Origin of the sequence: Burkholderia sp. AU6039, from assembly GCF_002223365.1 — a bacterium.
In the GTDB taxonomy this organism is placed as follows: domain Bacteria; phylum Pseudomonadota; class Gammaproteobacteria; order Burkholderiales; family Burkholderiaceae; genus Burkholderia.
Genome location: NZ_NKFK01000004.1, coordinates 869,022 through 881,271, shown reverse-complemented (window position 1 = coordinate 881,271; position 12,250 = coordinate 869,022). Strand labels below are relative to the sequence as shown.

The 12,250-nt window shown below is 68.6% G+C and carries 12 protein-coding genes; 11 read left to right on the top strand and 1 reads right to left on the bottom strand.

Annotated elements, in window-relative coordinates; translation table 11 throughout:
- Positions 1-80: 80 nt before the first annotated feature.
- Entirely contained in the window at positions 81-1,367 is a 1,287-nt protein-coding gene (gene flgA, locus CFB39_RS16810; protein ID WP_089473696.1) for a flagellar basal body P-ring formation chaperone FlgA, read from the bottom strand.
- A gap of 204 nt (positions 1,368-1,571) precedes the next feature.
- Here flgA and CFB39_RS16805 point away from each other — a divergent pair, with 204 nt between their 5' ends.
- The 11 genes from CFB39_RS16805 (at position 1,572) to flgK (ending at position 12,246) form a co-directional block, all read left to right on the top strand.
- Positions 1,572-2,060 (top strand): flagellar basal body rod protein FlgB, encoded by a 489-nt coding sequence (locus CFB39_RS16805; protein WP_089473695.1) that lies wholly within the window; start codon positions 1,572-1,574, stop codon positions 2,058-2,060.
- Positions 2,061-2,100: 40 nt separating this feature from the next.
- A complete protein-coding gene (flgC, locus tag CFB39_RS16800) occupies positions 2,101-2,526 on the top strand; it encodes a flagellar basal body rod protein FlgC (protein WP_011353470.1) in 426 nt (141 codons plus the stop codon).
- 53 nt (positions 2,527-2,579) lie between these two features.
- Positions 2,580-3,332: a flagellar hook assembly protein FlgD gene (locus tag CFB39_RS16795; protein ID WP_089473694.1), complete on the top strand. Its 753-nt coding sequence runs from the start codon at positions 2,580-2,582 to the stop codon at positions 3,330-3,332.
- Between the two features lie 33 nt (positions 3,333-3,365).
- Positions 3,366-4,607, top strand: a complete 1,242-nt coding sequence (gene flgE / locus CFB39_RS16790) for a flagellar hook protein FlgE (RefSeq protein WP_089473693.1) — start codon at positions 3,366-3,368, stop codon at positions 4,605-4,607.
- A 19-nt stretch (positions 4,608-4,626) separates the two neighbouring features.
- A complete protein-coding gene (gene flgF, locus CFB39_RS16785; RefSeq protein WP_089426515.1) occupies positions 4,627-5,385 on the top strand; it encodes a flagellar basal-body rod protein FlgF in 759 nt (252 codons plus the stop codon).
- Between the two features lie 34 nt (positions 5,386-5,419).
- The gene (gene flgG / locus CFB39_RS16780) at positions 5,420-6,208 is read left to right on the top strand and encodes a flagellar basal-body rod protein FlgG (RefSeq protein WP_069249069.1); all 789 of its coding nucleotides are present in this window, start codon (positions 5,420-5,422) and stop codon (positions 6,206-6,208) included.
- 20 nt (positions 6,209-6,228) lie between these two features.
- Positions 6,229-6,921, top strand: a complete 693-nt coding sequence (gene flgH / locus CFB39_RS16775) for a flagellar basal body L-ring protein FlgH (protein ID WP_011353465.1) — start codon at positions 6,229-6,231, stop codon at positions 6,919-6,921.
- A 5-nt stretch (positions 6,922-6,926) separates the two neighbouring features.
- A complete protein-coding gene (locus CFB39_RS16770; RefSeq protein ID WP_089441342.1) occupies positions 6,927-8,105 on the top strand; it encodes a flagellar basal body P-ring protein FlgI in 1,179 nt (392 codons plus the stop codon).
- Complete coding sequence (gene flgJ, locus CFB39_RS16765) at positions 8,106-9,089, top strand: flagellar assembly peptidoglycan hydrolase FlgJ (protein WP_089473692.1); 984 nt, start codon at positions 8,106-8,108, stop codon at positions 9,087-9,089. It begins immediately after the preceding gene.
- 221 nt (positions 9,090-9,310) lie between these two features.
- The gene (locus CFB39_RS16760; RefSeq protein WP_089431814.1) at positions 9,311-10,066 is read left to right on the top strand and encodes a flagellar brake protein; all 756 of its coding nucleotides are present in this window, start codon (positions 9,311-9,313) and stop codon (positions 10,064-10,066) included.
- Between the two features lie 197 nt (positions 10,067-10,263).
- Entirely contained in the window at positions 10,264-12,246 is a 1,983-nt protein-coding gene (gene flgK / locus CFB39_RS16755) for a flagellar hook-associated protein FlgK (protein WP_089473691.1), read from the top strand.
- Positions 12,247-12,250: the final 4 nt, after the last annotated feature.

Here is a 12,250-nt window from a genome sequence, read left to right as displayed (position 1 = left end):
GGTCGGCCCGAACTTTAGCATCGCGAGCCCGAAATGCCCCGAATAAACAATTCTTTACATTCTTGCCGTGAGATCCGTCCCTATAGCGGAATTTCCACGGTGCCGGCGTCCTTGACGATCGCCGTGACGATCTGGCCCGCCGCCATCCGCACCCGGACCGACTGGCCGGGCGCCGCATTCGCCAGCGCGCTGCCCTCGGCCGAAATCGTGAAACCGGGCCCGGCCGCGACGACCCGCACCGTCTGGCCGGCCGACACCGACGCCGCGCTCTTCAGCAGGTCCTGCCGCAACGGCAGCCCGGCCGAGATGCGCGCGAGCGCGGTCGCGCCGATCGCCTGCGCCGGATCGGTGATCACCGCGAGCGGCAGCACCGTCAGGTCGCCGTCGCGGGCGACCAGGTCGGCCGCGGAAAGCGGCTCGCCGGGCGCGATCTGGCGCGCGGCGACGTAGTAGGTGGCCTGCACGGTGACTTTCGCCTGCAGGTAGACGGTCCACGGCCGTTCGCCCGCGCAGCGCACGCCGACCGTCGTGCGGCCCCACAGGCGCGCGCCGGTCGGCATGAACGGCTCGAGCGTCGTGCACGCGGCGAGCCCGCGCGGAAACGCGGTCGTGACCGTCGTGGTGGTCTTGCCGGGCAGGCCCGCGACCTGCTGCTGCAGGAACGCGAGGGCCGTGCGGCGGATCGACTCGGGATCCTGCTGGCCGGGCGGTGTCGCGGGCTGGGCTGCATTGGCCGCGTTGGCGGCATTGACCACCGGGGCCGGGTTCGCGGAAACCGGGACGGCGCGCGGCGCCGGCGCGGCGGACGCGGCGCGAGCCGCCGCCAGGCGCGCGGTCATCGCCGGCTGCGGGGCCGGCCGTACGGGATTCGATGCGGGTTCGGCCGTGCCGGCGACGACCGTCGCGATCGCGTTCGGATCGGCGGCGCGCGGCGCGCCATATCCGGTTCCGGTATTCATGCGGGCGGCTGCGTAGACCGGGCGCGGCGCCGGGGCTGGCATAGGAGCCGGCGGCGGGACGGTCGTCACGACCATCGTGCCAGCCGGTTGCGCGGCGTAGCCGGCGCCGGACGCGACGGCGGCGGCACCTGCACCCGCGCCGCTCGCGGCACGACCCGTGTCCGGCGCCAGGCCCGAACCCGGCGCCGCATTCCCGTCGTTCGCCGCATTCCCGCCGAACTGCCCGCCGCTCGCCGCATTGGCGTGCGCGAGCGCGGTTTCGGCCGTCTCGCCGCGCCCCGGAATCACGATCATCGCGTCGTCCGCGTGCGCGGCCGGGGCGGCGATCCACAGCGCCGCGGCGAGCGCAAACGCACGCCGGCCGTGCGTGAGCCGCCCGTTCCTTCCGCGAAGTGCGCTGCCAGTCATCGCCGTATCCCCGATCCGTTGCTCCGCTTCGCATTCTAGGGAGCGGGGCGGTCGCGCAAACGATGAATAGAGGGGGCCTTTGCCGCGTTATTCGCCCGATTGCCGGTTGCGTCCGACGCCTACCATCGCTGTCATGGAAAAAAGCCTCTCGAGTCGCCATCCGGCGCGAGGGGCGTGCAGCGCTTCATACGGAGAGACGCACACATGCTGGACAAACTCGATGCGGAATTCGCGTTCGGCCGACAGGCGCTGGACGTGCGCGCCTACCGGCAGGAACTGCTGTCGTCGAACATCGCGAACTCCGACACGCCCGGCTACCAGGCCCGCGACGTCGATTTCGCGTCGACGCTCGCGCGCTCGCTGAAGCAGGCGGCCGGCGGCCTCGCGCCGAGCAACGCGGCGCAACTGCCGATGGCGCAGCCGGCCGGCGTGACGAACGGGATGTCGATGGTGTCGACGGCGGCGGGCCACATGGCCGGCACCGCGAAGCTGATCCCGACGGGCGGCCCGTCGGACGACTACGGCCGTGCGCAGTACCGGATGCCGCTGCAGCCGGCGCTCGACGGCAACACGGTCGATCTCGACGTCGAGCGCGTGCAGTTCGCGAACAACGCGCTGCACTACCAGACCGGGATGACCGTGATGACCCAGCAGATCAAGGCGATGATCGCCGCGATCACGTCGAACCAGTGATGGCGCGCACCGCCTCCGAATCCGAGCAAAAGGAGCTTCCATGCCTTCGTTGATGAACATCTTCGGCGTCGCCGGCTCGGCGCTGTCCGCGCAGTCGCAGCGCCTGAACGTCACCGCGTCGAACCTCGCGAACGCCGACAGCGCGACCGGCCCCGACGGCAAGCCGTACAAGGCCAAGCAGGTCGTGTTCGCGACCGACCCGATCGGCGGCGCGCGCACCGCGTCCGGCCAGGGCGTGGGCGGCGTGCGCGTGACGAAGGTGATGGACGACCCGTCGCCGATGAAGTCGACCTACGACCCGTCGAACCCGGCCGCCGATTCGAACGGCTACGTGCAGATGCCGAACGTCGATCCGGTGCAGGAGATGGTGAACATGATCTCGGCATCGCGCTCGTACCAGGCCAACGTCGAGACGCTGAACACCGCGAAGACACTGATGCTCAAGACGCTGACGATCGGCTCGTAAGCCGTGCCGACCGACCTTACCGACCCGACAGTTCCGACAGAAGGCCACCCAGGATGACTTCCTCCAGCACGACGATCGGCAGCAACGGCACCAACGTGTCGAACCTGCCGACCGACACGATGAACACCAACAAAGTGTCGTCGACCAACGGCACGTCGGCGAGCGACCTGCAGGCGACGTTCCTGAAGCTGCTCGTCACGCAGCTGCAGAACCAGGATCCGACCAGCCCGGTCGACAGCTCGCAGATGACGTCGCAGCTCGCGCAGATCAACACGGTGAGCGGCATCGCGCAGCTGAACACGTCGCTCACGTCGCTGTCCTCGCAGCTCACGGCCGGCCAGCAGACGCAGGCCGCGCTGCTGATCGGCACGAACGTGCTCGCGCCGGGCAACGCGGTCGCGGTGAAGAGCGGTGCGGCGTCGCCGTTCGGCGTGTCGCTCGCGAATTCGGTGTCGAACCTGACGATCACCGTGAAGAACGCGGCGGGCACCGTGGTGAACACGATCAACGCGGGCGCGCAGTCGGCCGGCACCGTGCCGTTCAACTGGACGCCGACCGACGCGGCGGGCAACGCCCTGCCGGACGGCAAGTACACCGTCAGCGCGTCGTACACCGACAGCAACGGCACGCCGCAGCCGGCCACGACGCTCGCGGCGTCGACCGTGCAGAGCGTGATCAAGCAGGCGGACGGCACGGCGGGGCTCGTGCTGTCGAACGGCACGACCGTGGGGCTGACCCAGGTTGCGTCGATTTTCCCGAACACCACCGCGTCGCCGCCATCCGGCAGCGGCACCACCTCCAACTGATACTGATCGAGCAATCTCGAAACGGAGACCGAAATGGGTTATCAACAGGGTCTGAGCGGCCTCGCGGGTGCATCGAACGCGCTCGACGTGATCGGCAACAACATCGCGAACGCGAACACGGTCGGCTTCAAGTCGAGCACCGCGCAGTTCGCCGACATGTACGCGAACTCGGTCGCGACGTCGACCAACACGCAGATCGGTATCGGCACGTCGCTGAACGCGGTGCAGCAGAACTTCGGCCAGGGCACGATCAACACGACGAGCTCTTCGCTCGACGTCGCGATCAACGGCAACGGCTTCTTCCAGATGTCGAACAACGGCGTGACGACCTACTCGCGCGACGGCACGTTCCAGCGCGACAAGAACGGCTTCATCGTCGACTCGCAGGGCCGTAACCTGATGGGCTACGCAGCCAACGGGGGCGGCGTGATCAACACCGCGCAGACCGTGCCGCTGCAGGCGCCGACGACCAACATCGCGCCGACCGCGACGACCAAGATCGCCGCGCAGTTCAACCTGAACTCGCAGGACACGGTGCCGGCCAAGACGCCGTTCAGCGCGACTGACAACACGACCTACAACTACTCGACGTCGATCCAGGTGTACGACTCGCTCGGCGGTTCGCAGGCGGTCAACATGTACTTCGTGAAGTCCGCGGCCGGCACGTGGGAAGCGTACGCGGGCGTGCAGGGCGGCGCCACGACGGATCTCGGCACGGTCACGTTCGACGCGTCGGGCGCGATCAAGAGCACGACGACGGGCACGCCGCCCACGCCGACCACGTCGGTCGGCCAGTTCCAGTTCACGGTGCCGAACACCGACGGCTCGGCGACGCCGCAGAGCCTCACGCTCGACCTGACCGGCACGACGCAGTACGGCGGCAAGAACGGCGTGAACAACCTCGCGCAGGACGGCTACGCGAGCGGCACGCTGACGACCTACACGATCGGCGCCGACGGCAAGCTGACCGGCAACTACTCGAACGGCCAGACTGCCGTGCTCGGCCAGATCGCGCTCGCGAACTTCAACAACCCGAACGGGCTGGTGAGCCTCGGCGGCAACCAGTACGCGGAAAGCTCCGCGTCGGGCGTGCCGCAGATCTCGGCGCCGGGCAGCACGAACCACGGCAAGCTGCAGGGCAGCGCGCTGGAAAACTCGAACGTCGACCTCACGTCGCAGCTCGTCAACCTGATCACCGCGCAGCGCAACTACCAGGCGAACGCGCAGACGATCAAGACGCAGCAGGCCGTCGACCAGACGATCATCAACCTGTAAGCGCGGATAACGGGCAGCCATGGACCGACTGATCTACACGGCGATGACGGGTGCGTCGCAGTCGCTCGACCAGCAGGCGGTGGTCGCGAACAACCTCGCGAACGCGTCGACGACGGGCTTTCGCGCGCAGCTCGCGACGTATCGCGCGGTGCCGATGAATTTCGGCGACGGCAGCACGAGCGACCCGACGACGACGCGCACCTACGTGCTCGCGTCGACGCCCGGCGCCGACTACACGCCCGGTCCGATCACGCGCACCGGCAACCCGCTCGACGTCGCCGTGCAGGGCGCGGGCTGGCTGGCGGTGCAGGCGGCCGACGGCAGCGAGGCGTACACGCGCGCCGGCAACCTGCACGTCGACGAGAACGGCCAGCTCGTCAACGCGAGCAACCTGCCGGTGGTCGGCAACGGCGGCCCGATCTCGGTGCCGCCGAACGCGGAAGTGACGATCGGCAAGGACGGCACGATTTCCGCGCTGATGCCGGGCGACCCGCCGACGGCGGTCGCGATCGTCGACCAGATGAAGCTCGTGAACCCCGACCCGGCCACGCTCACGCGCGGCAACGACGGGCTGTTCCGCACCGCCGACGGCAATCCGGCCGACGCCGACCCGAACGTGGTCGTCACGCCGAATTCGCTCGAAGGCAGCAACGTCAACCCGGTGACCGCGATGGTCGCGATGATCGACAACGCGCGCGCGTTCCAGCTTCAGTCGAAGCTGATCCAGACGGCCGACCAGAACGAGCAGACGGCGAACCAGCTGCTCAATTTCAGCTGAGCGCCAGCGCCAGCCTACGCAGGAGACCTGATAAATGAACCGTTCGCTCTACATCGCCGCCACCGGCATGAATGCGCAGCAAGCGCAGATGGACGTGATTTCGAACAACCTCGCGAACACCAGCACGAACGGCTTCAAGGCGTCGCGCGCGGTGTTCGAGGATCTGCTGTACCAGACCATTCGCCAGCCGGGCGCGAACTCGACGCAGCAGACGGAACTGCCGTCGGGCCTGCAGCTCGGCACCGGCGTGCAGCAGGTCGCGACCGAGCGCCGGTACACGCAGGGCGGCCTCACGCAGACCGGCAACGCGAAGGACGTCGCGATCAACGGCGCGGGCTTCTTCCAGGTGCTGATGCCGGACGGCACGAACGCCTACACGCGCGACGGCGCGTTCCAGACCAACGCGCAGGGCCAGCTCGTCACGTCGAGCGGCTACCAGGTCCTGCCGGCGATCACGATCCCGCAGAACGCGACGTCGCTGACGATCGGCAAGGACGGCGTCGTGACGGTCACGCAGGCGGGCTCGACCAATTCGGTGCAGATCGGCTCGCTGCAGGTCGCGACCTTCATCAATCCGGCCGGCCTCGAGGCGCGCGGCGAGAACCTGTTCTCCGAGACGACGTCGTCGGGCGCGCCGAACGTGTCGCAACCGGGCCTGAACGGCGCGGGCACGCTCAACCAGAACTATGTCGAAGCGTCGAACGTGAACGTTGTGCAGGAGCTCGTCAACATGATCCAGACGCAGCGTGCCTACGAGATCAACAGCAAGGCCGTGACGACGTCCGACCAGATGCTGCAGACCGTCACGCAGATGAAGAGCTAACCGGAACACCCGCCGTCGCCATGAAGCAGGTTCGCCTCCTCCCGTCAGCCACCGTCCGCGCCGCATGCGCGGTCGCGGTGGCGGCGTTCGCCGCCGGTTGCGCGCAGATTCCGCGCGATCCGATCATCCAGCAGCCGATGACGGCGCAGCCGCCGACGCCGATGTCGATGCAGGCGCCCGGCTCGATCTACAACCCCGGCTACGCGGGGCGGCCGCTTTTCGAGGATCAGCGTCCGCGCAACGTCGGCGACATCCTGACGATCATGATCGCGGAGAACATCAACGCGACCAAGTCGTCGGGCGCGAACACGAACCGGCAGGGCAACACCGACTTCAACGTGCCGACGGCCGGCTTCCTCGGCGGGCTGTTCGCGAAGGCGAACCTGTCGGCGACCGGCAACAACAAGTTCGCGGCGACCGGCGGCGCCAGCGCGGCGAACACGTTCAACGGCACGATCACGGTGACCGTCACCAACGTGCTGCCGAACGGCAACCTCGTGGTCAGCGGCGAGAAGCAGATGCTGATCAACCAGGGCAACGAATTCGTGCGCTTCTCGGGTGTCGTGAACCCGAACACGATCTCGGGCGCGAACTCCGTCTACTCGACGCAGGTCGCCGACGCGAAGATCGAATACTCGGCGAAGGGCTACATCAACGAAGCCGAGACGATGGGCTGGCTGCAGCGCTTCTTCCTCAACATCGCGCCGTGGTGATGACGATGCAGAAGACGCTTCTCGACCGCCTGTCTGCCCGCGTGCACGCCGCCGCGCGGCTCGCCGTCGCGCTCGTGGCGATGGCCTGCGCATTCGGTGCGGCGCCCGCGCACGCGGAACGCCTGAAGGATCTCGCGCAGATCCAGGGCGTGCGCGACAACCCGCTGATCGGCTATGGCCTCGTCGTCGGCCTCGACGGCACGGGCGACCAGACGATGCAGACGCCGTTCACGACGCAGACGCTTGCGAACATGCTCGCGAACCTCGGCATCTCGATCAACAACGGGTCGGCCAACGGCGGCGCGTCGCAGCTGAGCAACATGCAGCTGAAGAACGTCGCGGCCGTGATGGTGACCGCCACGCTGCCGCCGTTCGCGCGGCCGGGCGAGGCGCTCGACGTCACCGTGTCGTCGCTCGGCAACGCGAAGAGCCTGCGCGGCGGCACGCTGCTGCTGACGCCGCTGAAAGGCGCGGACGGCCAGGTCTACGCGCTCGCGCAGGGCAACATGGCGGTCGGCGGCGCCGGCGCCAGCGCGAACGGCAGCCGTGTGCAGGTGAACCAGCTCGCGGCCGGCCGGATCGTCGGCGGCGCGATCGTCGAGCGTTCGGTGCCGAACGCGATCGCGCAGATGAACGGCGTGCTGCAGCTGCAACTGAACGACATGGACTACGGCACCGCGCAGCGGATCGTGTCCGCGGTCAACTCGAGCTTCGGCCCGGGCACCGCGACGGCGCTCGACGGCCGCACGATCCAGCTCGCCGCGCCGGCCGATTCGGCGCAGCAGGTCGCGTTCATGGCGCGGCTGCAGAACCTCGACGTCAGCCCGGACAAGGCCGCGGCGAAGGTGATCCTGAACGCGCGCACCGGCTCGATCGTGATGAACCAGATGGTCACGCTGCAGAGCTGCGCGGTCGCGCACGGCAACCTGTCGGTCGTGGTCAACACGCAGCCGGTCGTGTCGCAGCCGGGGCCGTTCTCGAACGGGCAGACGGTGGTCGCGCAGCAGTCGCAGATCCAGCTGAAGCAGGACAACGGCGCGCTGAAAATGGTGACGGCCGGCGCGAATCTCGCCGACGTCGTGAAGGCGCTGAACACGCTCGGCGCGACGCCCGCGGACCTGATGTCGATCCTGCAGGCGATGAAGGCCGCCGGCGCGCTGCGCGCCGACCTGGAGATCATCTAAATGGCAGCCAGTCTCCCGAACGCGAACGACCTCACGCAGCGCTTTGCGCTCGACGTGCAGGGTTTCGACGCCCTGCGCGAGCAGGCGAAGCAGTCGCCGCGGGCCGGCGCGAAGGCGGTCGCCGGCCAGTTCGACGCGATGTTCACGCAGATGATGCTCAAGAGCATGCGCGACGCATCGCCCGACGGCGGGCTGTTCGATTCGCATACGTCGAAGATGTATACGTCGATGCTCGACCAGCAGCTCGCGCAGCAGATGTCGACGCGCGGAATCGGCGTGGCCGACGCGCTGATGAAGCAGCTGCTGCGCAATGCGGGGCAGGGCGCGGGCAGCGATTCGGCGGCCGACGTCGGCGCGGCCGGGCTGGGCGCGGCCGGCTTCGGCGCGTCCGGCAACGAAGGTGGCCTCGCCGCGATGAACGCGATGGCGAAGGCCTACGCGAACTCGGCCAACAACGGCGGGCTCGCCGGCACGCGCAGCTATTCGGCCGGCAGCGCGCTGACGCCGCCGCTGAAGGGCGCGAGCGGCGTGCAGGACGCCGACGCGTTCGTCGACCGGCTCGCGGGCCCCGCGCAGGCGGCCAGCGCGTCGACCGGCATCCCGGCGCGCTTCATCGTCGGCCAGGCCGCGCTCGAATCGGGCTGGGGCAAGCGCGAGATCCGCGCGACCGACGGCTCGACGAGCTACAACGTGTTCGGCATCAAGGCGACCAAGGGCTGGACCGGCCGCACGGTGTCGGCGCTGACCACGGAATACGTGAACGGCACGCCGCGCCGCGTGGTCGCGAAATTCCGCGCGTACGATTCGTACGAGCACGCGATGACCGATTACGCGAACCTGCTGAAGAACAACCCGCGCTACTCGGGCGTGCTGAGCGCGAGCCGCAGCGTCGAAGGCTTCGCGCACGGGATGCAGAAGGCCGGCTACGCGACCGACCCGAACTACGCGAAAAAGCTGATCTCGATCATGCAGCAGATCGGCTGACGGCCCCCCGTCGGCTCCCGCCTGTTGCACCCTCTGGACCGCGCCCGGCAGCCCGCCGCGCGCGGTTTCAACGTTTGCGCGAAAAAAATCCCCAATTCGATCTAAACTTTCGGTCAGCACTGCCGCTAAGTGTGAGAGACCTGCGACCGGGCCCCCGTTCTGGCCCGGTTTTATTGCGCACCGGTTGCCCGGGCGCCCATGACAAGAATGACCGGCTAGCCATGAATATCGAAACGTCGACGGACCCCAGCCTGGATGCAGGCCACTCCGGGCCCGACTATGCCCGCCGCAATCCGCTGGAAATCGGCGTGCAGCTGCGCAACCTCGTCAATCGCGGCGATTTCCTGACCGTCCAGTACCCGGGCGGCCAGCTCGTCACGCGCCTGCTCGAGGTGGATGTCGGCGCGCGGACGTTTACGTTCGACTGGGGTGCGCTGGCGGAGCAGAACGCCAGCATCCTCGGCGCGTCGCACTGCACGTTCGCGGCCGCGCCGGAGGGCGTGCGCGTCGAATTCTCCACGGGCACGCCGCGCGAGACGCGCTACGAGGGGCTGCCCGCGTTCGTCGCCGATTTCCCCGACGTGCTGATGTGCATCCAGCGCCGCGAGTATTTCCGCGTCGATGCGCCGATCGTCGATCCGTTCCTGTGCCGCGGCAAGCTGCCGGACGGCGAAAGCTTCCTGTTCGAGGTGCATAACCTGTCGCTCGGCGGCGTGGGGCTGCGCACGGCCGACGAGCGCGTCGAGGCGCTCGAGGTCGGCACGTTGCTGCCCGACGTCGAGCTCGAGCTGACCGGCCACGGCAAGCTGTCGCTCGACCTGCAGCTCGTGTCGCAGCGTTCGACGCAGATGCCGAACGGGTCGCGGCGCTACCAGCTCGGCTTCCGCTACATGTCGCTGCCGGGCAGCGCGGAGAACACGCTGCAGCGGCTGATCACGCAGCTCGAGATGAAGCGCCGCTCGCTCGCGCGGGCCTGACGCGCAAGCGGCGGCCGGCCCCGCCCGGGGCGGCCCGCACGGCGTTTGCGGCACCCTCGGCCGCACGCCCGAACCGGCGACGCGCACGTGCGCGTCGCGCGTGCATTTTTTCCTCAATTTTTTCGATCGGCGGCCGTTATACCGGGAGTCACGCAACCCGGCGGCCGCGACGCGCGGCCGGCTCATCAGGATCGCGCATGTCCAACACACTCATGAACCTCGGCATCAGCGGCCTGAATGCCGCGCTCTGGGGCCTCACGACGACCAGCAACAACATCAGCAACGCGGCGACGCCCGGCTATTCGGTCCAGCGGCCCGTGTATGCGGAAGCGAGCAGCCAATACTCGGGCAGCGGTTACATGCCGCAAGGCGTGAACACCGTCACCGTGCAGCGGCAGTACAGCCAGTACCTGAGCGACCAGCTGAACACCGCGCAGACGCAGGGCGGCGCGCTGTCGACGTGGTACACGCTCGTCGCGCAGCTGAACAACTACATCGGCAGCCCGACGGCGGGGGTCTCGACCGGGATCACGAACTACTTCACCGGGCTGCAGAACGTCGCGAACAACGCGTCCGACCCGTCGGTGCGGCAGACCGCGATCAGCAACGCGCAGACGCTGGCCAACCAGCTCAACGCGGCCGGCCAGCAGTACGACGCGCTGCGCCAGAGCGTGAACACGCAGCTCACCAGCACCGTGTCGCAGATCAACACGTACACCGCGCAGATCGCGCAGCTGAACCAGCAGATCGCGGCGGCGAGCAGCCAGGGGCAGCCGCCGAACCAGCTGCTGGACCAGCGCGACCTCGCGGTGTCGAACCTGTCGGGCCTGGCCGGTATCCAGGTCGTGCGCAACGACAGCGGTTACAGCGTGTTCATGTCGGGGGGCCAACCGCTCGTCGTCGCCGACAAGAGCTACCAGCTCGCGGCCGTCACGTCGCCGTCGGATCCGAGCGAACTGACCGTCGTGTCGCAGGGGATCGCCGGCGCGAAGCCGCAGGGGCCGAACCAGCCGTTGCCCGATTCGTCGCTGTCGGGCGGCACGCTCGGCGGCCTGCTCGCGTTCCGCAGCCAGACGCTCGACCCCGCACAGGCCCAGCTCGGCGCGATCGCGACCAGCTTCGCCGCGCAGGTCAACGCGCAGAACGCGCTCGGCATCGACCTGTCGGGCAACAAGGGCGGCAACCTGTTCACGACGCCGTCGCCGACCGTGTACGCGAACCAGGGCAATACCGGCAACGCGTCGCTGTCCGTGTCGTTCGCGAACGCGTCGCAGCCGACGACGAGCGACTACACGCTGTCCTTCGACGGCGCGAACTACACGCTGACCGACCGCGCGAGCGGCGCGGTGGTCGACCAGAAGGCGGGGCCGATGCCGGTTTCGCTCGGCGGGCTGAATTTCTCGGTCCCGTCGGGCTCGATGAGTGCCGGTGACAAGTTCACCGTGCTGCCGACGCGCGGCGCGCTGAACGGCTTCGGCCTCGCCACGACGAGCGCGTTGGCGATCGCGGCAGCCTCGCCGGCCGTCACGTCGGCGGCGAGCACCAACACCGGCACGGGCAAGATCACGCTGGGCGGCGTCACCGCGGGCTATCAAGTGCCGACGACCAAGCTGACCTATGACGCGACGGCGAAGACGCTGACGGGTTTCCCGGTCGGCACCACGGTGACGATCGGCACCACGCCGCCGACGTCGGTCACGATCAACAACCCGACGGACACCGTCCCGTACGACCCGGCGGCCGGCGCGACGATGACGATGTCGGGAACGGCCGCGGGCGCGCTCAACGGCGTGAGCGTCACGCTGTCCGGCGCACCGGCGACCGGCGACTCGTTCACGATCGGGCCGTATGCGGGCGGCACCAGCGACGGCTCCAACGCGCTCGCGCTGTCGAAGCTGGTCAACTCGAAGGCGTTCGGCAACGGCACGACGACGCTCACGGGCGCATATGCGAGCTACGTGAACGGCATCGGCAACACGACGACCCAGCTGAAATCGTCGAGCGCCGCGCAGACCGGGCTGATCGGCCAGATCACCCAGGCGCAGCAGTCGGTGTCGGGCGTGAGCACGAACGAGGAAGCGGCCAACCTGATGCAGTACCAGCAGTTCTACCAGGCGAACGCGAAGGTGATCCAGACGGCGGCGACGCTGTTCCAGACCGTGCTCGGCCTGTTCAATTGACCGG

Coding starts and splice junctions, on each gene's coding strand:
- flgK (WP_089473691.1), top strand. CDS start 10,264: ATGTCCAACACACTCATGAACCTCGGCATCAGCGGCCTGAATGCCGCG.
- flgG (WP_069249069.1), top strand. CDS start 5,420: ATGAACCGTTCGCTCTACATCGCCGCCACCGGCATGAATGCGCAGCAA.
- flgA (WP_089473696.1), bottom strand. CDS start 1,367: ATGACTGGCAGCGCACTTCGCGGAAGGAACGGGCGGCTCACGCACGGC.
- flgE (WP_089473693.1), top strand. CDS start 3,366: ATGGGTTATCAACAGGGTCTGAGCGGCCTCGCGGGTGCATCGAACGCG.
- flgJ (WP_089473692.1), top strand. CDS start 8,106: ATGGCAGCCAGTCTCCCGAACGCGAACGACCTCACGCAGCGCTTTGCG.
- CFB39_RS16795 (WP_089473694.1), top strand. CDS start 2,580: ATGACTTCCTCCAGCACGACGATCGGCAGCAACGGCACCAACGTGTCG.
- flgH (WP_011353465.1), top strand. CDS start 6,229: ATGAAGCAGGTTCGCCTCCTCCCGTCAGCCACCGTCCGCGCCGCATGC.
- flgF (WP_089426515.1), top strand. CDS start 4,627: ATGGACCGACTGATCTACACGGCGATGACGGGTGCGTCGCAGTCGCTC.
- flgC (WP_011353470.1), top strand. CDS start 2,101: ATGCCTTCGTTGATGAACATCTTCGGCGTCGCCGGCTCGGCGCTGTCC.
- CFB39_RS16805 (WP_089473695.1), top strand. CDS start 1,572: ATGCTGGACAAACTCGATGCGGAATTCGCGTTCGGCCGACAGGCGCTG.
- CFB39_RS16760 (WP_089431814.1), top strand. CDS start 9,311: ATGAATATCGAAACGTCGACGGACCCCAGCCTGGATGCAGGCCACTCC.
- CFB39_RS16770 (WP_089441342.1), top strand. CDS start 6,927: ATGCAGAAGACGCTTCTCGACCGCCTGTCTGCCCGCGTGCACGCCGCC.